The organism is Rhodococcus sp. IEGM 1330 (genome assembly GCF_033142445.1).
Lineage (GTDB): Bacteria > Actinomycetota > Actinomycetes > Mycobacteriales > Mycobacteriaceae > Rhodococcoides.
In genome coordinates, this window is record NZ_JAWLSB010000009.1 from 95725 (window position 1) to 116010 (window position 20286).

Below are 20286 nucleotides of genomic sequence, written 5' to 3' on the forward strand. Positions count from 1 at the left end.
GGGCGCTACGGTTGACGCCATGCGTCGTACTCTGCTCGTGACGAACGACTTTCCTCCTCGCCCGGGCGGTATTCAGTCCTATCTCCACAGCTTCGCCTCGCAGCTGCCGGCCGACGAGCTGGTGGTCTACGCACCCCGGTGGCGGGGCGACTCGCACGAGAAGTTCGACGCCAGGCAGCCTTTCGAGGTGATCAGGCATCCGACGACGCTGATGTTGCCGACTCCGCTCGTCGCACGTCGTGCGGCTCGAATCCTGAAGTCCCGAGGCTGCGATTCGGTGTGGTTCGGTGCGTCGGCTCCGTTGGCGGTGATGTCGTCGTACCTGCGCAAGGCCGGGGCCGACCGCATCGTGGCGAGTACGCACGGTCACGAGGTCGGTTGGTCGATGGTTCCGGGCGGGCGTGCGACCCTGCGCACGATCGGGGAGAACACCGACGTGGTGACCTACGTCAGCAAGTACACCCGGGGGCGCTTCAGCTCGGCGTTCGGTCGGTCTGCCGCCCTCGAACATCTGCCGCCCGGTGTCGATACCGATCGCTTCGTGCCCGACGACGCCGCGCGAGCGGAACTTCGCGCGCGCTACGGCCTCGGTGATCGCCCCACCGTTCTGTGCCTGTCCCGGCTCGTTCCGCGCAAGGGTCAGGATTTCCTGATCCGGGCGCTCCCGGGGATCCGCCGGGCCGTCGACGGAGCCGTTCTGGTCATCGTCGGCGGCGGGCCGTACGAGAACACTCTGCGCGAGCTCGTTCGATCCACCGGGATGGAGCAACACGTGGTGTTCACCGGAACGGTGCCGTCGGCGGAGCTCGCCGCCCACCACACCATCGCCGACGTGTTCGCGATGCCGAGCCGAACCCGAGGCGCCGGTCTCGATGTCGAAGGTCTCGGCATCGTCTACCTCGAAGCGTCTTCCTGCGGTGTACCAGTTGTCGCAGGCATGTCCGGGGGTGCGCCGGAAGCTGTGCAGCACAACAAGACCGGCCTCGTCGTCGACGGGACATCGGTCTCGGACATCACCGACGCGATCGTGAAAATCCTGTCCGATCGCACACTCGCCGCACAGATGGGCAACGCCGGCCGCGCCTGGGTGGACGCGGAATGGCGCTGGGACGTACTGACGGAAAAGCTGCGTTCGTTGATCTAGACAGTGCGGCTCAACGGGCGTAGATCGACTCGATCTCGTCGGCGTAGGCCGCGGTGATGACGTTGCGCTTGAGCTTCATGGTGGGAGTCAGCTCGCCGTTCTCCTCAGAGAAGTCGTGGGGGAGAAGCCGATACTTCTTGATCGACTCTGCATGCGAGACGGACTTGTTCGCGTCGGCGACGGCGGCGTCGATTTCCGCTACGAGTTCGGGGTCCGTTTGCAGATCCGCTGCGGTGGCGTCGGCGGCCTTGCCGTGGGCGGACTTCCAGCGATCGAACGCATCCGGATCGAGGGTGATGAGCGCGCCGATGAAGGGCTTCTGATCGCCCACGACGACTGCCTGGCTGATCAGCGCGCCCGCCCGCAGCTGATCTTCCAGTCCTGCCGGTGAGACGTTCTTCCCGCCTGCGGTGACGATCAGTTCCTTCTTGCGACCCGAGATAGTGATGTATCCGTCGTCGTCGACGGAACCGAGATCGCCGGTGCGGAACCAGCCGTCGTCCAGCGACTCGGCGGTCGCGACCTCGTTGCGCCAGTAGCCGTCGAACACGACCGGTCCGCGGAGTTGGATCTCGCCGTCCTCGGCGATGCGCACGGTGTTGCCGGGCAGTGGACGCCCGACGCTGCCCACGCGCTGGAATCCGATGGTGTTGACCGCGAACGCCGCGGTGGTTTCGGTCAGCCCGTAGCCCTCGTAGATCGTCACGCCGATGCCCCGGTAGAAGTGGCCGAGACGGGAACCGAGGGGCGCTCCGCCGGAGATTGCGAGTTCACACTTGCCGCCGAGCGCTGCACGGAGTTTGCCGTACACCAGCTTGTCGAACACGGTGTGCTTGGCGCGCAACACTATTCCCGGTCCGCCGGTGTCCTGTGCTTCACTCCACGCCACTGCGCATTCGGTGGCGAGGTCGAAGATCTTTCCCTTGCCGTCGGCGTGCGCCTTCTGCTTGGCGGTGTTGAAGACCTTCTCGAACACTCGCGGTACCGAGAGGATGAAATCCGGCTGGAACGTGCCGAACGTCGCGACGAGATTGGGGATGTCGCTGGTGTGGCCGAGGGTGACCCCGGCGTCGAACGACGCGATGCTCACCGCGCGTGCCAGGACGTGCGCGAGTGGAAGGAACATCAGCGTGCTGCGGCCCTGCGTCATCAACGATTTCAGCGACGTCTCACGAATGCCGAGTGACTCGGCGAGCAGGTTTGCGTGGGTCAGCTGGACGCCCTTGGGGCGGCCGGTGGTTCCGGAGGTGTAGATCAATGTGGCGGGGTCGGACGAGGCGAGTGCTGAAACACGTTCGTGCACTTGGTCTTCGGAGACCGCGGCACCGTTGTCGATCAGTGCCTGCACGGCGTCTGTGCCTGATGTGTTCACTACGACGAACGTCTGCCGCACCGACGGGGCAGCTGCCACAACGGCCTTCGTCTCCTGCACGTGTGCGTCGTTCTCGAGGATCAGCAGGACGGGCTCGGCGTCTTCGAGGATCCATTCCACCTGCCCGGCGGAGGAGGTTTCGTAGATCGGCACCGTCACGCCGCCCGCGGCCCAGATCGCGTAGTCGAGAACCGACCACTCGAATCGCGTCGACGACATCAGGGCGACGCGATCGCCCTGCTCGATGCCAGCGGCGATCAGGCCCTGTGCCACGCCCACCACCAGTTGCTCGAACTCGGCGGCGGTGACGTCGAGCCACTGCCCATCGGCCTGGCGGCGGAACACCACCGCGTCCGGTGAGTTACGGGCGCGGACAAAAACGGTATCGACAGCCGAGTCGGTGTCCGCGATGTCGTATTTTGCGGCAACGGTGAACTCGCGCACGGGATTACCTCCGGATAGAACGGGGAGAACGAAAGTCGATAGGTCGGCTTCACAGATACTCTAGACCCGGGCTCACGGCGTCGAAATGCGCCTCGAATGATGCCTGCAGGAACGACCCGGAAAAGACCGGAGTGGAGCCTGCAGGAACGACCGGGAAGAGAGGGGACGCGCACGGCCGGGGACCCGATATGTGAAGCTCTGTCGATGAGCAGTATTCAAGTTGCGGATCAGACATTCGTGGCCGCCCCCGGCGAGCGGGTGGCGCAGGCGTTCGCGTCACCCGCGCGGTGGCGTCGATGGTGGCCGGACCTGAACCTGACCATCACCGAGGACCGGGGTGAGAAGGGGATCCGCTGGGCAGTGCGCGGCGGTGTCGTCGGAACTATGGAACTGTGGCTCGAGCCCGCGCTCGACGGAGTGATCGTGCATTATTTCCTGCATGCCGAACCCGCCGCAGACGCCGACGTGGCGGCGCATCAGCACGCCCGGCGGGTGGCCGGACGTGCGATGACGTTCGAGCTCAAACGGGAGCTCGAGGCCGGTCGGTCTGCAGGTGAGGCACCCCACCACGTAGCGTCGACTTCGGCTCGCGAATGAACCGCGCGATACGGTCGGCCGGTTCGCGTTGTGCGTCGGCGGATCGATCGTGTGAGATAGGCCTGCGCGAGTTCGACTGCACCGAAGCGAACCGAGCTGATCGAAGTACCCGAGAGGAAGCGGACCAGTAGTCATGGCGGAGAAAACCCAGAGGTCGATCGTCGTCGAAGCCCCACCGAGCCGGGTCATGGACGTCATCGCCGATTTCGACGCATATCCCACGTGGGTGTCGGCCGCGAAATCCGTCGAGGTCCTCGAGGTCGGTGCGGACGGCCGCGGAAAGCGCGTCAAGTTCGTGCTGGACGCGGGAATGGTGAAAGACACCTACGAGCTCGAGTACGACTGGGCAGCCGACGGTAACTCGGTGTCCTGGAATCTCGTATCGGGTGAGATGCAGAAGTCGCAGAACGGCTCGTACTCGTTGAAAGAGACCGGCAGCGGCACCGACGTGACGTACGAGCTCACCGTCGATCTGAACATCCCGATGATCGGTCTGTTCAAGCGCAAGGCAGAAAAAGTCATCACCGACACTGCACTCAAGGAATTGAAGAAGCGGGTCGAAGGCTGAGCGAAGCTCGCACCGAAGCCCGCACCACGGTGTTGCTGTTCCTCGGCAAAGGTGGCGCGGGCAAGACGACGCTGGCGGCTGCGTCGGGGCTGCGACTCGCCCAGGCCGGTGAACGGGTACTGATCGCCTCCGTCGACCAGGCGCACTCGCTCGCCGATGCATTCGCGGGAGACGGCGAGGCGCAGGACCCGTCCGGCGTTCGTTCGATCGCGCCTGGCCTCGACATCGTCGAGATCGACACGATGACGCTGCTCGAGGCGCGGTACCGGGGGCTGGGCTCGCTGATGGCCGTCGCGTCCGCGGGACACGAGCACGGGGTGAGCTTCGGAGCGATCGAACCGGAGGAGCTGCTCGGTCTTCCCGGGGTCGAGGAGCTGCTCGGAATGCACGAGGTCGGCCGTCTTGCCGACGAGAATCGCTGGGACACAGTGATAGTCGACCTTCCCGCATCGGCGGATGCCCTACGCACGCTGCAGTTGCCCGACACCGTCGCCGCGTACGTCGAACGGATCTGGCCGCTGCACGCTCGGATGGTCGCCGGTACCGGCTCCGATGTACGTCTCACCCTGGTGGTGGCGATGATCGAGCGAATCCTTGCGCAGGTCGACTCCGTGCGGTCCCTGATCACCGACTCCGCCCGTACCGGTGCCACCGTGGTCGTCACCGCCGAACAGCTCTCGGTCGTCGACGCGGAAAGAACTCTGTCGGCAGCTGCTCTGCTCGGAATCAGAATCGATCGTGTTCTGGTCAACAAGATCCTGCCGAAGCTCAATGCGTCGTCGATCGGTCTGGTGGGCGCTCATCCGGCCGTGTTCTGGTTCGAGAGGTGGCGGGCGGCGCAGCTCGACGCGGTCGCCGAGCTGCGCCGACGCATCGGTACGGTGCCGATCGTGGAGGTGGAGCACGCTCCCGGTGAACCGGTAGGGTTGGGGCCCTTGCAGGATGTGGCCGATCGCCTCGAACCGGACTCCCTCGAACGGCGCGCGCCGGGTTGGGGTGAGCAGCCTTCGGTGGTGCTCGAGTCGGGTGGCGGTCTCGAATCCGTGTACGCGATGAGAATGCTGCTGCCGGTGGTGGATTCGACGACCTTGGGCCTGGGGCGAGTGGAGGACGACTTGATAGTCAGTGCCGACGGGAGGCGACGGCGCATCAGATTGGCGTCGGTGCTGCGTCGGTGCGTCGCCGACTCCGCCGAGCTCGACGGACCGTGCCTGGTGGTGCGTTTTCGTCCGAACCCCGACGTGTGGCCACTGTGACTCCTACAACCCTGACGGTCGGGGTGTGGCGATGAACTCGGACCATTCCGAGCTGGGGGCGGACCTGATGGCCCTGGCCGACACCGTGTTGACGCGACTCGAGCCCATCCTGCGCCGGGTCGCCGAGACACAGCAGGATCGTGACCAACAGGGATGCAGTTGGTGTCCGGTCTGCGCACTCGCGGCACTGGTGCGCGGGGAGCGTCACGATCTCGTCGAGCTCGTGGCCTCCGAGAGCGCCGTGGTGATCGCGCTGTTGCGTCAGTTGCTCGCCGATCACACGACCTCCGGGGCGGCGCACTCCGCAGCGCAGGCTCCGACCACCCCGCCGTCACCTGGGACCGCGGCCGAATCCGGGCCCGGTAGCGCCGGAACCCCCTCGGACCCGGCGGAGGTCGCGGACGTGTCGATCGACACGAAACTTCGAGATGACCGCCCCGCGTCGTTCGTTCCGATTACCGTTCGAGTGAAGAATTCGCGTTCGGACGGGCAGGAGCGTCCGTGAGCGGAGCGACTCGGGTGCAGGCCGCGTGGGGGACGGCCGAGGAAGGCGTGAACGAATGAAGCGGCACCACCAGAGATTGACGGTAGGGATCGACGTGGGCGGGACGAGCCTGCGCGCGTCCGTCGTCGACGAGGACGGTCAGGTGCTCGACTCGACGGCCGCTCCTACTCCGCACACTGCACGCGCGCTCGAACGCGGTCTCGACCGGGCCGTGCAGGAGCTGGCCGGGCGACACGACATCGCAGCCGTCGGGCTCGCCGTCGCCGGGTTCATCGACTCCGATCGCACCACGGTTCTCTTCGCCCCGCATCTGCCGTGGGTGAACACCCCCGTGGCGACGGAGATGAGCATGCGCATCGGTCTGCCGGTGTTGCTCGAGCACGACGCCAATTCTGCGGCGTGGGCCGAGTATCGCTTCGGTGCCGCGTCCGGGGGCCGCAATGTGGTGATGGTGGCCATCGGTACCGGCATCGGTGCGGCGCTGCTGATCGACGGCAGGATCTATCGGGGTAGCCACGGCGTGGCACCGGAACTCGGTCACATTCAGGTCGTGCCGGACGGCCGGGCATGCCCCTGCGGCAAGCGGGGCTGTTGGGAGCGGTACTGCAGCGGCACCGCTCTGGTGGACACCGCAGTCGAGTTGCTGGCGGCGGACCCGGCGTCCTCGACGACCCTGGCACGTGAGGTGTTCCTCGATCCGGGTTCGTTGACCGGCCGCCGGATCGCCAGTGCTGCGCACGAGGGTGACTCGATCGCCCGTCGCACGATGGAAGACTTCGCGCAGTGGCTCGGCGTCGGGCTCTCGATGGTCAGCGACGTGTACGACCCCGATCTGATCGTGTTGGCCGGTGGAGTTGCGACGTCGTCGAGTCAGTTCCTGGCCCGCGCGACCGACAAGTACGCGGAGTTGGTGACCGGTGGGGGGCATCGACCCCTGGCCCGAATTCGCAGTACTCAACTCGGTGAGGCAGCAGGCATGATCGGGGCCGCGGAATTGGCCCGGGCGCAGTTCGTCACCGGGGTTCGCTGACTGTTCGGGTTCGCTTCCTGTGACCTCTGTCCCCGTGTCGGCGATGATGTGGCTGGTGTCATAAACCGTGGGTACAGTTCACTACGCGGCACGGTTCGAGGATGCACGACCGCAGTCGATTCGCTCCAGGGCGAGGCGGCACCAAACGATTTCCCGACCATCATCAGGGAGCATGTCAATGTGGTACTGGCTGGTTAAGTACATTTTCGTCGGTCCCCTTCTCATCGCTCTGGGTCGGCCCACGATCGAGGGTGCGGAGAACATCCCGACGGAGGGTCCGGTCATTCTGGCCAGCAACCACAAGGCCGTTCTCGATTCTTTCTATCTCCCACTCAAGACTCCTCGACGCATCACCTTTCTCGCCAAGAGCGAGTACTTCACCGGGCCGGGCCTCAAGGGCGCGTTCCAGAAATGGTTCTTCACCGCGGTCGGGCAGGTGCCGATCGATCGCACCGGAGCCGACGCGGCACAGGACGCGCTCAATGCAGGTGTGCGCGTGATCGAAGCAGGCAAGGTTCTCGGTATCTACCCCGAGGGCACACGGTCACCCGACGCGCGGCTGTACAAGGGCAAGACCGGGATGGCGCGTCTGGCGCTGCAGACCGGAGTCCAGGTGATACCGGTCGCGATGATCGGTACCGAGAAGATGAACCCAATCGGTTCGCGCGTGTGGCGTCCGGCCAAGGTCACCATCCGGATCGGAAAGCCCATCGACTTCTCTCGCTTCGAGGGTATGGCCGGCAACCGTTTCGTCGAGCGTGCCGTCACCGACGAGGTGATGTACGACCTGATGTTGCTCTCCGGTCAGGAGTACGTGGACGTGTACGCCGCTTCGCTGAAGAAGGCTGCACCCGCAGCGGAGTCGGCTTCGACCGCGCAACGTATCCCGGATTCCAAGGCCAGCTGAATCTGTCCGGCCCGCACCGCGATCAGAGTGCGGAGCGGGTGCCGGCTGTCGTATCGGTTCGGTCGGTCCACCTGATCGCGGCCAACGCGACGATCGACGCGAGCGCCCACCACACGTAGCCCGAGGCAGCGAACTGATCCACGAGTGGCCAGCCGAGACCGCTCCATCGGCCCTCGCCGAGCTTCCAGTGCGGCGGGTAGAGCATCAACGCCAGCCCGACGGCCACCAGAGTCGCCAGCAGCGCACTGCGGCGGCGGTAGCCGAGGACGGCGAGCACCACGGTGAACGGAATGGCCCACACCCAGTGGTGTGACCAGGAGACCGGCGACACCAGCAGACCGAACATGGCGTTGATCGTCAGCGCGAGCGCAGTCTCGCCTGCGGCGAACGCTTTTCGCATCGCCACCGCCGCGATGGCGAGCACCACCACCGACAGCGCGAGCCACAGGATCGACCGGGGCACTTCGTCCAACCCGAGCCGCGCGAGCACTCCGGTGATCGACTGGTTGGGCGGGTACGCCGGGCCGCCGATTCGGTCGGAATCGACGATCGTCTCGGTCCAGTACTTCACCGAATCCGACCACGTCAGCGCGAAACCGATCGCGGTGAACACCGCAAAACTCAGTACCGACACCACCGCTGCTCGAAAGTCCCTACGCAACAAGAAGAACAGTACGAACACCGCGGGTGTGAGCTTGACGGCGGCCACGAGACCGATCAGCACACCTCGGGGCCACGGCGTCTTCTTCGGCAGGCAGTCCAGTGCAACGAACGCCATCAACACGATGTTGATCTGCCCGTAGTTCAGCGTCGAGGTGACCGGCTCGAAGAGCAGCACGGCCACGGCGAACACTGCGCCGGCAGACCACCATACGAGCGTCCGGGGACGCACACCGAGCGAGGTGAGGGTCACCACGACGGTCACCAGCAGCAAGAGCATCGACAGCACGGTGACCGCGATCGAGGCGGCGTACAGCGACACCGACGACAGCGGGCTGAAGATCGCCGCAGCGATCGGGGGATAGGTGAACGGCAGCGTCGTACCGGTCGCGATCGGTGGCAGCTGACCGTAGAGATCCCCGCCCTCGGCGAACACCTGACCGCCGAGTCGATACACATCCAGATCGAGTCGGTAATGCTCACCGATCGGACGCAGACCCGGAAAGCCGTTGAGATGGAACAGCACGCCGACGACGGCACCGATCAGGACGAGGACCCTGCTCGACGCCACCGCCCAACTCGGCCACCGGCGTCGCGTCGGCGCGGCCGGCTCCGATGCTTCGGCGACCGGACGGTTGGTGTCGGGCGAAGTCACAACGTTCCCTTTCAGGGCTGTTCGGATCGGGGCTACCGGTACGTGGGGGACGTGTCGGGGACGCGCTAGGGTGAGCCGCGTGCGCTACTTCTACGACACAGAGTTCATCGAGGATGGTCGCACAATCGAGTTGGTCTCGATCGGTGTGGTGTCGGAGGACGGTCGCGAGTTCTATGCGGTGTCCTCCGAGTTCGACCCCGAGCGCGCCGGCCGTTGGGTTCGACGCAACGTGCTTCCCAAGCTGCCACCGTACTCGTCGCCGCTGTGGATGAGCCGGTCGCGAATCCGGGACGAACTGCTCGAATTTCTCGTTCCGCACTACGGTGCCGAGGTCGAACTGTGGGCGTGGGTGGCGGCGTACGACCATGTGGCGCTCTGCCAGCTGTGGGGCTCGATGACCGAGTTGCCGCGTTCGTTGCCGCGGTTCACCCGTGAGCTGCGGCAGCACTGGGAGGATCGCGGCAGTCCCGAGCTGCCGTCGGTGCCCGACGACGCTCACGACGCCCTTGCCGACGCGCGGCACAATCTGGCGAAGTTCCAGGCGATCGAGGAGTACTCGTACCGCGGGTGAATACCCGTTGTCCTGCGGCTTCGGCGGTGCGAATATCCTGTAGCGGTGAACTGGACTGTCGACGTACCCATCGATCGCTTGCCCGACCTGCCGCCGCTGTCACCGACGCTGCGGTCTCGATTGGACGATGCGTTGGCCAAGCCGGCTGCGCAGCAACCGCAATGGGATCCGGAGCATGCTGCCGACATGCGCAAGGTGCTCGAGAGCGTTCCACCGATCACCGTCGCCGGTGAGGTGGAGGCGTTGTCGGACAAGCTTGCCGCTGTCGCCCGCGGTGAGGCCTTCCTGCTGCAGGGTGGCGATTGCGCCGAGACGTTCGTCGACAACACCGAGCCGCATATCAAGGGCAATATCCGCACGCTGCTGCAGATGGCGGTGGTGCTCACTTACGGCGCGAGCATGCCGGTGGTCAAGGTCGCCCGTATCGCCGGGCAGTACGCCAAGCCGCGTTCGTCGAACATCGACGCGCTCGGTCTGCAGTCCTACCGCGGCGACATGATCAACTCGCTCGTCGCAGACGAAAGCGTCCGCGGCCACGATCCGTCGCGACTGGTGCGCGCCTACGCCAATGCCAGCGCAGCGATGAACCTGGTCCGCGCGCTCACCGGCGCGGGTATGGCGGATCTGCACAAGGTGCACGACTGGAACCGTGAGTTCGTCGCCAATTCACCCGCAGGTGCACGATACGAAGCACTCGCGGGAGAGATCGATCGCGGCCTGCGCTTCATGGATGCCTGCGGCGTGAACGACCCCAATCTGCATACCGCACAGATCTACGCCAGCCACGAAGCCCTTGTCCTGGACTACGAGCGTGCGATGCTGCGCCTGGACAACACCGACGATCACCCGAAGCTGTACGACCTGTCCGCGCACTTCCTGTGGATCGGCGACCGCACCCGCCAACTCGACGGGGCACACATCGCGCTGGCCGAGCTGATCTCCAACCCGATCGGCCTCAAGATCGGGCCAACGACCACGCCCGAGATGGCCGTCGAGTACGTCGAGCGTCTCGATCCCACCAACAAACCGGGACGTCTGACGCTGATCTCACGCATGGGCAACGGCAAGGTGCGCGACATCCTGCCCGCCATCATCGAGAAGGTTCAGGCCACCGGCCACCAGGTCATCTGGCAGTGCGATCCGATGCACGGCAACACCCACGAGGCGTCGACCGGCTACAAGACGCGTCACTTCGACCGCATCGTCGACGAGGTGCAGGGATTCTTCGAGGTGCACAACGGCCTCGGAACGCATCCGGGTGGAATTCACGTCGAACTGACCGGCGACAACGTCACCGAGTGCCTCGGCGGTGCCCAGGACATCTCGGACCTCGACCTCGCCGGCCGTTACGAGACCGCCTGCGACCCGCGTCTGAACACGCAGCAGAGCATCGAACTGGCGTTCCTCGTCGCCGAGATGCTCCGCGACTGATCAGGGCAGCGAGACGACCATGACCTCGGAGCCCGGTTCCACACGAGAACCGGCTCCGGGGCTCTGGGTGATGACCAGAGACCCGTCGGTGTCCACCACCTGACGGACGTCGATCGTCAGGCCCAACGTCGCGAGAGTGGTCCGGGCCGAGCCGACCGAGCGACCCAGCAGCGACGGCACGGTCACGGCGTTGGACACCTCGAGCACCGCGGAGGACCCGGATCTCACCGTCTGGCCGGCTTCCGGCGTGGTTGCGATCGCCTTGCCGCCGTCGGTGTCCTCGTCGAAGGTCTCCCGAACCTCGCCGACGGTGATGCCCACCGATTCCAGCGTCGTTCGGGCCTGGTCGACGCTCTGCCCGCGTACGTCGGGTACTTCGACCGGCGGTGCTCCCTTGCTGCGCAGCACTGTGACCGCGGTTCCGGTGGACAGTACGGTGCCGGGCGGTGGGTCCAATGCTGCGACCCCACCGATCGGTGCGGAGGTACTGAAGGCCTCGCCGCCGTCGACGGGTGTGAAGGTCCGGTCTCGTAGTTGTTGTTCCATGTCTGCGACGGATGCGTCCGCGTCGATGGAGGGAACGGTGGGGCGACCCAGTGACACCAAGAGAAACACCGTGTCGCCCTTGGCGATTCGCGATCCGCCGGTGGGATCGGTGCCGATGAGAAGATCGGTGTCCACCGAGTCGGAGTAGGTTCCGCGCACCGCAGCCTCGAGACCGGCAGCTTCCACGGCGCTCGTGGCACCGGTGGTGTCGAGTCCGTCCACCACCGGGACGGCGGTGTAACGACCCGAGCCCATCCACCATCCGCCGACGCCGACGAGCACGGCGAGCAGGGCGACGACGAGGAGCCAGATGACGATCGCTCGACGCGAGCGTTGGCGATCGGCGTCGAAGTCGGGGAACTCGTAGTGCCGTCTGCCGGTCGGCGGTGGCCCGGCCGGTGGCGGATCGAACGGTTCCTGGCCGTCGTCGACACCTCGGGACGTGGGCGAGGTGACCACTCGGGTGTGCTGCACCCCGTGTTGCGGGGGTGGGGGCGGCGAATTGTCCACGACCTGAGCGCGAGCGGACGGCGGACGGTTGCCTGCGACCGTCGTCGGTGCTCCGGCTGCGGCCGAGCTCAAGTGTTCGGCCGAGCGCTTGGGTGCGGGCACTCGGTACTCGGGCAGCGCGAGCGCCGACGCGGCAGCGCGCAGGGCGCGGGCCATGTCGTCGGCATTGCGGTACCGGTGTTCCGGGGCGCGGACGGTGGCGCGTTGGACCACCTCGTCGAACTGCGGGGGTACGCCCGCGATGAGGGTGGAGGGGAGCGGTACGTCGTTGTCGATTCGCTGGTAGGCGATGGACAGTGAGGTGTCGCCGGTGAACGGCGTGCGTCCGGTCAGCAGCTCGAACAACACGACACCGACGCCGTAGACGTCGCTGCTCGCGGACGCGGAGCCGGTGGTGACCTGCTCGGGAGACAGGTACGCGGCGGTGCCCAGAATCACACTGCTCGACGTCACGGTGGAGGCTGCGATGGCTCGGACGAGGCCGAAGTCGGCGATCTTCACGTCGCCGTCGTCGCTGATCAGGATGTTCTCGGGCTTGATGTCTCGGTGTACCAGACCGGCTCGGTGGGCGACTGCGAGGGCGTCGAGAACCGGCCGGATGACGGCCGCTGCCGCGTGCGGGGGCATCGGTCCGCGCTCGCGTAGCAGTTCGCGCAGAGTGCCGCCCTCGACGAGTTCCATGACGAGGAAGGCGTGTTCGCCGTCGCGCCCGTGGTCGTAGACGGCGACGAGGCCCGGGTGGCTCAGCCTGGCCACGGCCCGCGCCTCGAACTCGAAGCGCTGGACGAACTGCGGGTCCTCGGCGAACTTCGGGTCCATGATCTTCACCGCTACGGGGCGGTCGAGCCTGGTGTCGAGTCCGCGGTAGACCGTCGACATACCGCCGCGCGCGATCGGTGCGTCTATTCGGTATCGACGATCGAGCATCGAACCCGGTATCACCGAACCTCCCTTCGTCGTCCACTCGTTTTCCGGCTCGGTCGCCGGACGCTGAAGACGATCGTATCGGTGCCGGAGGTGGTGACCGACGATCGCGGATCGTGTCTTCGGTCCTGCGGGCCCGGCTGTCACGCTTTTGAAGTCTGGACGCCGGACCCGTTAACGTTACCTGCGTGAGTGCCATTCCCTATGCCGACGACGTGCTCGATCCGTCGGTGTCTTTGCTGCAGTTCGCCGACGTCGCGAAGATTCTCGACGTCCCCAAGACCCGCGTGGAACAACTCATCAGAGACCGCCAGCTGCTGGCACTGAAACGTTCCCGGGTGCCCGGTGTACCCGAGCAGTTCCTCGACACGAGCAAGGGCACCATCGTCAAAGGGCTCCCCGGTCTGCTGGCGGTGCTGCACGACGGCGGTTACGAGGACGAGGAAATCCTGCGGTGGCTGTTCACCGAGGACGAGAGCCTGCCCGGTGCACCCGTCGCCGCTCTGCACGGCGACCTGATGCGCGAAGTGATCAGGCGCGCACAGGCAATGGCCTTCTAGCGGACCGTCGCGCGCTTCCAGCCGGTGACGGCGAACTGCGGGAGCGCGATGCGTGCTCGGGTCCACTGCGGCACCGTCGCGCGTTGGGAGAGCACACGGTAGCCCTGTGACTCGACCTCGTCGAGTATGCGGCCGTACAGGATCGACGCCGTGCGCATCGACGGTCGCACTCGCGGATCCAGCATCTCGATGCCCGCGTCGGACGTGCGGTAGATCGAGCGGGTGACGGCGATCAGGTGTGCGAGGGCCCTGGTGACCCTGGCGTCGACATTCCCCGTGGTGCGGCACCACCGGAGTAGTTCTTCGTCGACGCCGAACGCCGCGAGTTCGTCGGTGGGCAGATAGATGCGGTCGCGATCGAGGTCTTCACCCATGTCTCGGATGAAGTTGGTGAGCTGGAACGCCTCGCCCAGGGCTGCGGCGGACGGCTCGGCCTCCGACCGTTCGACGACGGTTCCCAGAATCGGCAACATCTGCAGTCCGATGACCGCAGCGGAGCCATACATGTACTCGCGCAACTGCTCCATCGTGCGGTAGCGCGAGACGAACATCGGACTTCCCGGAATGTCCATGCGCATCGAGTGCATGAACGCGAAGAAATAGTCGTGCGGAATGTCGTAGCGCTTCACGGTGTCGCACAACGCGCTCAATACCTGATCGGACACGCTGTCGGACAACGGTTTTCCCGCCAATGCGTCGCGCACCCGGGATTCGATCACGTCGAGTTCGACGATGCGACGGGCGTTGAGCTCGTCCGATCCCACGGCGATGTCGGTGCCCTCGAGGTCGACGATGTCGTCGACCATCCGGGCGAACCCGTACAGCGCATGCACGCCTGCGCGCTTGTCGGTGGGGAGTAGGCGAGTGGCGAGGAAGTACGTCTTGCCGTGCTGGGCGTTGAGTTCGCGACAGATGCGGTAAGCCTCGTGCAGCTCCGGATCGATACCGTCCAGTTCTTTCATCACGCGGGCCTTCATGACGTGGATTCGTCTCCGGTCGGTTCCGTTGCTGGGGTCTTGGGCGCGTTCGGCACGGCACGGTGTTCCCTGGATCGGTCCGATCGTAAACGCAGCGGATCGACGCGCGTCAGAGCCAGAGCTGCGACGACCGCGGCGAAGATCGCCAGTGCGACGTGTCCGAAGGTGTACAGGCCGATCGATCCGTCGGGTTGGAATACGAGCATGAGCCATGTCGACAGACCCGTCAGGATCATCAGGGTCGTGCGCGAGAGTGCGAAGCCGGCGGCGATCGCCAGTGGCCACGAGTAGTACCAGGGCAGGGCTGCGGGGGAGAGGACCACGGTGGCAACCAGGGCGATCAGGATGCCCTTGACCGCATCGCGTTCGGATCTGCGGCCCAACCACCAGGCCGCCGCAAGAACGACCACCAGTGCGATCGCGCACAGGAGACGGGTGACATCGAGGACGGGTCCGAGGCGCAGATCGAGGAACCATGATGTGCTGACGGTCACCAGGTGCGCCAGGATCGTGGGGAGCGAGAGCCAGTTGATGATCTTGGCCGATCCGGAAAGAGCCGTCAGCCAACCGATTCCGACTCCGGCGATCACCGATGCCACGGCGAACACGGCGACGAAGACGGCGGCACCGATGCCTGCGGTCTTGATGAACGCCAGGCCGGGCGACATCGGCGTTCGACCCTCCGCCCGCGCCTTCTCCCGCAGATGGATCATCCAGATCCACACCAGGAAAGGCAGCGCCAGGCCTGCTGTTGCCTTGATCGCCACCGCGATCGCGACCAGGGCGATGCCGCCCACGTGTCTGTGCTCGAGCGTCAGCACGATCCCCGCGGTCATCAGGCCCACCATGAGCAACTCGTTGTGCACTCCGCCGATCAGGTGGATCAGGACAAGAGGGTTGAGGACGGCGAGCCACACCGCGGTGGTCGCTCTGCCGCCGAGGTGCTTCGCCAGCCGCGGGACCGCCCACATCATCAGGGCCAGACCGGGCAACATCGTCAGGCGCAACAGCATGGTTCCGGCGATGACGTTGTCGCCGGTCAGGCTCGTGATTCCGCGACCGAGCAGCAGGAACAACGGGCCGTACGGCGCAGTGGTGGTGGTCCAGACATTGCTGACGTTGTCGAGCAGAACTCCTGGATTGGCAACGGGTCCAACGGCATACGGGTCGAATCCGTCGCGGAGCAGAGCGCCCTGCGCCAGATAGGAGTACGCATCGCGGCTGAACATCGGCACCGACAGCAGCAGCGGTGCGGTCCATGCCGGGACGATCCAGCGCAGTTCGCCTACCGTGGTGCGGCCGTGCAGGGTCGCGCGCCCGAGCCGAACCCAGGCGGTGATCATCAGCAGGACGCCGACCCAGACGATGATGGTCGAGAGTACGAATCCGTGGCCGAATCGCAGCCACGACAGGTGCATCTCCTCGAGCAACGGATCACGTCGGCGCACACTGCCGGCGCCGAACCCGCCGAACACGATGCAGACGGCACCGACCACACCGAGTAGTGCCGCCTTGCCCTCGGGACTGCGCAGGAAATTGCCCGTTGCGGTCAGTCTGGACGGTCGTCGCGAAGCCGAGGACGGGGGGCCGCCGTCAGACGATCGATCCTCGGAGGTGGAGTGCGACGAGATCGAAGACATTGCCGCCTGCTCCTCCTCTGCAACGAGTTGTGGGTCGAGATCTGTACGCCGGCCGGTGGTTCACGCCGGTCACCGAACGATCATGGTCGCAGCAATGAGCGCGACCGGCAAACGGTCGCGCTCAGCTTAGTTGGTCGACGCAGTGAATCGAACGAACCTACCGTCCCGTGCGCCCCGTCACCCGCTCTGCGGCGAGCTTTCCCGACACCAGAACCGTGGGAACGCCCACTCCCGGCGTCGTACCCGAGCCGGCGAGAACCACGTTGTCGAGCCCGGCGACCATGTTCTTGCGTCGGAACGGCCCGGTCTGCCTGAACACGTGGGCGGACGAGAACGGAGAACCCTCGATCATGCCCTTCTGTGCCCAGGTCTCGGGTGTGTCGATGTGGTCGAGCGTGAATCCCTCGAGCAAGCCCTTGTATCCGCGAGCTTCCAGAGTCGTCAGGATCTCACGGAGGTACGGCTGCGCCAGCTCGCCCCACGGCAGTGGAGCGCTGTCGAGATTGGGGCACGGTGCAAGGATCGATACCGGCTCGCTGCGGACTCCGCCGCGCACCACTTCGAGATCGGGATCGCTCACCGACGGTCGAGTGATCAGCAGGGACGGATCGGCCATCAAGGATCCCTTGCCCGATCGTGCGGTGATGCGGCGGAACGTCTCGGCCCATTCGTCGCCGAAGTCGATGGTGTGGTGCGCGCGGGCGGGCCACGTCGCAGTCAGCTCGACGGGAACGGTTCCGTGCGCGACGACCGCCGACGGCGAGACCACGCCGTATCCGTTCCGTCGGCCCTTCTTCGACACCGACGCCCGGTCGAGGAGTCGATCGACGACGGGCAGGTCTGCGGTGAGAACGAGTGCATCGCAGGCGATTCGACTACCGGCTGCGGTGACCACGGAGTCGGCACGACCTCGGTCGACGGTGATGTCGACGATCTCGGTGCCGAGTTCGAGCGTGCCGCCTGCGGTGACGAACGCGTCGGCCATGGCCTTGGCGATGGCCGCCATACCGCCTTCGGGGAAGAACACTCCGAGGGAGGTATCCATGTGCGCGATGGCTCCGTAGACCGCGAGGGCCTTCTGGGGTGCCATGCCTGCGTAGAGCGCCTGGAACGTGAACACGCGGCGCAGACGGGTGTCCTTCAGGAACTTGTCGACGCGTGGCCCGAGGCGGCCGAAGCCGCCCAGCTTCGTCAGCGTCGCGGTGTCGGAGATCGCAGCTTTCGATCCCACGAGATCGAGCGGTGAATCGAAGTTCGAGTCGATGAAGCGGTCGAACTCGGCGTCGAAGATGTCGGCGAGCCAGCGCCGCAGTTCGCGATATCCCTTCGCCTCGGCGGGGCCGCAGGTGCGTTCCACCTCGGCCGCCATGGCCTCGGGATCGGAGTAGACGTCGATGGAGGTGCCGTCGGCGTAGCGCGTGTGATAGGACGGCGACAGTGTCGTCAGTCGAATCGGCGGCGTCGTCGACTCGAAGTCGGCACCCACGGCGGAGAGCGCCTCGAGCACCAGGTTTGGCATCGTCAGCACGCTCGCGCCGTTGTCGATGTCGTACAGGTGCGATCCGTCGGCGTCCGATACCGGGTACACCCCGACGCGGCCGCCCACGGTCTCGTCGCGCTCGACGATGGTGACTTTCCTGCCTGCTCCCAGCAGATGCAGACCGGCGGCCAGGCCGGCCAATCCGGCTCCCACGACGACGACGGAGTCGGTGGTGCCGGAGACCGTGCGGATCGAAGACATGACGCTCTCTTTCAGTACTGCCGTTGGATGGCGGCGGTTGCCATGGCGCGCAGGTGCGCGGCAGCGACCGGTTCGATCGAACTGTTGTCGAGGGCTGCAACGGCCCGGGTCCCCAGCTCGTCGATCTGCTTCTCGACCGCGTCCACTGCGCCGAGTTCGACGAGGATGGAACGGATGTCGGCCACTTCGTTAGCGTCGAGTTCGGTTCCGAGGCTGGCTCTGATCGTGGCTGCACGATCCGGCCGGGTCTCGTCTGCTTTCTGTAGTGCCAGCGCGATCAGCACGGTGCGTTTGCCCTCGGTGATGTCGTCGCCCGACGGTTTGCCGGTCACCTCGGGATCGCCGAACACTCCCAGGAGGTCGTCGCGCAGTTGGAACGCAATTCCGATGTCTGCACCGAAGTTGCGGTAGGCCGAGATCAGGTTCTCGTCGGCATCGGCGAGTACTGCGCCGAGATGCAGCGGCCGCTCGACGGTGTAGGCAGCGGTCTTGTAGCGGTTGACGCGCATTGCAGCCGCGACACTCTCGTCGGTGCCTGCCTCGGCTTCGATGTCGAGCAACTGGCCGCCGAGAACCTCCGTGCGCATCGCCGACCACACCGGCTGGACTCGCCGCGCGGCATCGGCGTCGATACCCGACTCGCGCAGGAGGTCGTCGGCCCAACACAGGGCGAGATCGCCGACGAGGATCGCTGCCGATTCACCGAAATGGTCCGCGCAGCCGGACCAGCCCGCGTCCCGGTGCCGCTGGGCGAAGCCGACGTGCACGGTCGGGAAACCGCGTCGCGTGCTGGACGAGTCGATGATGTCGTCGTGGATCAGAGCGCAGGCCTGGATCAGTTCGAGCGCCGAACACGCCCGCAGCACTGCCTCCGCGCGGGCACCGGTGGATTCACCACCTGCACCGAGCCACGCGGTCCAGGCGAACGCGGGGCGCATGCGCTTGCCGCCACGAAGCACGAACGCCTCGAGATCGGCCACCGCCGCGGGATAGCCGCCGCCGACGGTGTCGACGACACCTCGGCGTGAGGCGAAGAACTCGGCGAGTGTCGCGTCGACCGCCGTGCGCATCGCCTTGGGGTCGTTCGCGGCGGCGGGGGTGTCGACTACGGGCGAAGAAAAGTCTCCGGACAGGACGATCCTCCAAGGTTGCTGTGGATTGCGTGGATGCTGATTCCCACAGTAATGGCCCTGGAAACCCTGGACCGACGTCCAGCGAACATCTTTCGTCAGGGAGGCCCGACGGGCTCCGGTGGGGCGCAACCTATGATTCTCGAGTGAGCGAAGATTCCGTCAGGGGGCGGTCGAGTCGAGGATTCGTGACGAGAACGCCGTCCATCGTCGACCGACTACGGACAGAACCCGAGGCCAGGATCCCGTTCTCGGTGGAGTTCTCGCCTCCACGAGACGCGGCCGCCGAGGCCAGGCTGTGGCGGGCGGTTCGTGAGTTCGAGCAACTTCAGCCCGCATTCGTGTCGATGACCTATGGCGCAGGCGGCTCAACCCGCGATCGGACGGTGCGCGTCACCGGGCAGATCGCCGAGGAGACCACCCTCCTTCCTGTGGCGCATCTCACTGCCGTCTCGCACAGTGTGGACGAGTTGCGATCGATGGTCGGGTCGTACGCGGACCGCGGTATCACCAACATTCTCGTACTGCGCGGAGATCCCCCCGGAGATCCACTCGGCGACTGGGAGAAGCATCCGGACGGAGTCGAGTACGCCGAGGAGCTCGTCCGGCTGGTGCGCGATCTCGGCGACTTCCACGTCGGCGTGGCGTCGTTCCCCGAAGGACACCACCGCGCCGGCGACCTCGAGCAGGACACCCGATGCCTGGTCGGCAAGTTGCGGGCGGGGGCGGAGTACTCGATCACCCAGATGTTCTTCGATGTGGACGACTACCTGCGCTTACGGGATCGCGTGTGTGCGTTCGACGCCGAGCAGGGTGCCAAGCCGATCATTCCCGAGATCATGCCCATCACCTCGCTTCGGTCGGTTCGCCGGATGCTCGAGCTCTCGGGCACGACGCTCCCGTCGCACCTGGACGAGAAATTCACTCGCGCTGCCGGATCCGGTCCTGAGGAGGACCGCGCCGCCGTCCGAGAGGTGGGCATCGAACTCGCCACGAACATCGGTGAGCGCCTGATCTCCGAGGGCGCGCCCGGACTGCACTTCATCACCCTGAACTTCGCGCGCGCGACGCGTGAGGTGTTGAGCAACCTGGGGCTCGCGGCCGCGCGAGTGTGAGAC

General features: G+C 65.9%; 18 protein-coding genes. 11 read left to right on the plus strand and 7 right to left on the minus strand.

Annotated features, from left to right (window positions below; genetic code table 11):
- Positions 1-19 precede the first annotated feature (19 nt).
- Positions 20-1144, plus strand: a complete 1125-nt coding sequence (locus R4P57_RS20155; RefSeq protein WP_317804618.1) for a glycosyltransferase family 4 protein — start codon at positions 20-22, stop codon at positions 1142-1144.
- Between the two features lie 10 nt (positions 1145-1154).
- Here R4P57_RS20155 and R4P57_RS20160 read toward each other — a convergent pair whose 3' ends face one another.
- Positions 1155-2960 carry a long-chain fatty acid--CoA ligase gene (locus R4P57_RS20160; RefSeq protein ID WP_317804619.1) on the minus strand — a complete coding sequence of 602 codons (1806 nt, stop codon included), beginning with the start codon at positions 2958-2960 and terminating at the stop codon, positions 1155-1157.
- 204 nt (positions 2961-3164) lie between these two features.
- On the opposite strand from R4P57_RS20160, the gene R4P57_RS20165 reads away from it, so the two are divergent.
- The 6 genes from R4P57_RS20165 to R4P57_RS20190 all read left to right on the plus strand — a co-directional run bounded on the left by R4P57_RS20165 (position 3165) and on the right by R4P57_RS20190 (position 7823).
- The gene (locus tag R4P57_RS20165; RefSeq protein ID WP_317804620.1) at positions 3165-3557 is read left to right on the plus strand and encodes a polyketide cyclase / dehydrase and lipid transport; all 393 of its coding nucleotides are present in this window, start codon (positions 3165-3167) and stop codon (positions 3555-3557) included.
- 133 nt (positions 3558-3690) lie between these two features.
- Entirely contained in the window at positions 3691-4125 is a 435-nt protein-coding gene (locus tag R4P57_RS20170; protein WP_121869600.1) for an SRPBCC family protein, read from the plus strand.
- 29 nt (positions 4126-4154) lie between these two features.
- Positions 4155-5381, plus strand: a complete 1227-nt coding sequence (locus R4P57_RS20175) for an ArsA family ATPase (RefSeq protein WP_317804621.1) — start codon at positions 4155-4157, stop codon at positions 5379-5381.
- A 31-nt stretch (positions 5382-5412) separates the two neighbouring features.
- On the plus strand, positions 5413-5886 hold the full coding sequence (locus tag R4P57_RS20180) for a hypothetical protein (RefSeq protein WP_317804622.1): 474 nt from the start codon (positions 5413-5415) through the stop codon (positions 5884-5886).
- 55 nt (positions 5887-5941) lie between these two features.
- Entirely contained in the window at positions 5942-6916 is a 975-nt protein-coding gene (locus R4P57_RS20185) for an ROK family protein (protein WP_317804623.1), read from the plus strand.
- 178 nt (positions 6917-7094) lie between these two features.
- Entirely contained in the window at positions 7095-7823 is a 729-nt protein-coding gene (locus tag R4P57_RS20190) for a lysophospholipid acyltransferase family protein (protein ID WP_317804758.1), read from the plus strand.
- Positions 7824-7845: 22 nt separating this feature from the next.
- Here the strand turns inward: R4P57_RS20190 and R4P57_RS20195 are convergent, their stop codons facing one another.
- Positions 7846-9138: a glycosyltransferase 87 family protein gene (locus R4P57_RS20195; protein WP_411742398.1), complete on the minus strand. Its 1293-nt coding sequence runs from the start codon at positions 9136-9138 to the stop codon at positions 7846-7848.
- A gap of 79 nt (positions 9139-9217) precedes the next feature.
- Between R4P57_RS20195 and R4P57_RS20200 the strand changes: the two genes are divergently transcribed.
- Together R4P57_RS20200 and R4P57_RS20205 are read left to right on the plus strand one after the other, a co-directional pair.
- Entirely contained in the window at positions 9218-9709 is a 492-nt protein-coding gene (locus tag R4P57_RS20200; RefSeq protein ID WP_027497365.1) for a polyadenylate-specific 3'-exoribonuclease AS, read from the plus strand.
- Between the two features lie 45 nt (positions 9710-9754).
- Positions 9755-11140, plus strand: coding sequence for a class II 3-deoxy-7-phosphoheptulonate synthase (locus R4P57_RS20205; protein ID WP_317804624.1), 1386 nt, complete (start codon positions 9755-9757; stop codon positions 11138-11140).
- On the opposite strand, the gene pknB is transcribed toward R4P57_RS20205, so the two are convergent.
- Positions 11141-13123: a Stk1 family PASTA domain-containing Ser/Thr kinase gene (gene pknB / locus R4P57_RS20210; protein WP_317804760.1), complete on the minus strand. Its 1983-nt coding sequence runs from the start codon at positions 13121-13123 to the stop codon at positions 11141-11143.
- 185 nt (positions 13124-13308) lie between these two features.
- On the opposite strand from pknB, the gene R4P57_RS20215 reads away from it, so the two are divergent.
- Positions 13309-13680 carry an Rv2175c family DNA-binding protein gene (locus R4P57_RS20215; RefSeq protein ID WP_317804625.1) on the plus strand — a complete coding sequence of 124 codons (372 nt, stop codon included), beginning with the start codon at positions 13309-13311 and terminating at the stop codon, positions 13678-13680.
- Here the strand turns inward: R4P57_RS20215 and R4P57_RS20220 are convergent.
- The 4 genes from R4P57_RS20220 to R4P57_RS20235 all read right to left on the minus strand — a co-directional run bounded on the left by R4P57_RS20220 (position 13677) and on the right by R4P57_RS20235 (position 19108).
- Entirely contained in the window at positions 13677-14642 is a 966-nt protein-coding gene (locus R4P57_RS20220; RefSeq protein WP_317804761.1) for a phytoene/squalene synthase family protein, read from the minus strand. The two genes, R4P57_RS20215 and R4P57_RS20220, sit on opposite strands and share 4 nt — an antisense overlap.
- A gap of 11 nt (positions 14643-14653) precedes the next feature.
- Positions 14654-16297: an alpha-(1->6)-mannopyranosyltransferase A gene (locus tag R4P57_RS20225; protein WP_317804626.1), complete on the minus strand. Its 1644-nt coding sequence runs from the start codon at positions 16295-16297 to the stop codon at positions 14654-14656.
- 157 nt (positions 16298-16454) lie between these two features.
- Positions 16455-18038, minus strand: a complete 1584-nt coding sequence (gene crtI, locus R4P57_RS20230) for a phytoene desaturase family protein (protein WP_317804627.1) — start codon at positions 18036-18038, stop codon at positions 16455-16457.
- An 11-nt stretch (positions 18039-18049) separates the two neighbouring features.
- Positions 18050-19108, minus strand: a complete 1059-nt coding sequence (locus tag R4P57_RS20235) for a polyprenyl synthetase family protein (RefSeq protein WP_317804628.1) — start codon at positions 19106-19108, stop codon at positions 18050-18052.
- Between the two features lie 248 nt (positions 19109-19356).
- Between R4P57_RS20235 and metF the strand changes: the two genes are divergently transcribed.
- Positions 19357-20283 (plus strand): methylenetetrahydrofolate reductase [NAD(P)H], encoded by a 927-nt coding sequence (metF, locus tag R4P57_RS20240; RefSeq protein WP_317804762.1) that lies wholly within the window; start codon positions 19357-19359, stop codon positions 20281-20283.
- Positions 20284-20286: the final 3 nt, after the last annotated feature.

What these genes read in the sequence shown, in the direction of transcription:
- R4P57_RS20155 (WP_317804618.1), top strand. Translation starts at nt 20, where the DNA reads ATGCGTCGTACTCTGCTCGTGACGAACGACTTTCCTCCTCGCCCGGGC.
- R4P57_RS20165 (WP_317804620.1), top strand. Translation starts at nt 3,165, where the DNA reads ATGAGCAGTATTCAAGTTGCGGATCAGACATTCGTGGCCGCCCCCGGC.
- R4P57_RS20170 (WP_121869600.1), top strand. Translation starts at nt 3,691, where the DNA reads ATGGCGGAGAAAACCCAGAGGTCGATCGTCGTCGAAGCCCCACCGAGC.
- R4P57_RS20180 (WP_317804622.1), top strand. Translation starts at nt 5,413, where the DNA reads ATGAACTCGGACCATTCCGAGCTGGGGGCGGACCTGATGGCCCTGGCC.
- R4P57_RS20185 (WP_317804623.1), top strand. Translation starts at nt 5,942, where the DNA reads ATGAAGCGGCACCACCAGAGATTGACGGTAGGGATCGACGTGGGCGGG.
- R4P57_RS20190 (WP_317804758.1), top strand. Translation starts at nt 7,095, where the DNA reads ATGTGGTACTGGCTGGTTAAGTACATTTTCGTCGGTCCCCTTCTCATC.
- pknB (WP_317804760.1), bottom strand. Translation starts at nt 13,123, where the DNA reads ATGCTCGATCGTCGATACCGAATAGACGCACCGATCGCGCGCGGCGGT.
- R4P57_RS20220 (WP_317804761.1), bottom strand. Translation starts at nt 14,642, where the DNA reads ATGAAAGAACTGGACGGTATCGATCCGGAGCTGCACGAGGCTTACCGC.
- R4P57_RS20225 (WP_317804626.1), bottom strand. Translation starts at nt 16,297, where the DNA reads ATGTCTTCGATCTCGTCGCACTCCACCTCCGAGGATCGATCGTCTGAC.
- crtI (WP_317804627.1), bottom strand. Translation starts at nt 18,038, where the DNA reads ATGTCTTCGATCCGCACGGTCTCCGGCACCACCGACTCCGTCGTCGTC.
- R4P57_RS20235 (WP_317804628.1), bottom strand. Translation starts at nt 19,108, where the DNA reads ATGCGCACGGCGGTCGACGCGACACTCGCCGAGTTCTTCGCCTCACGC.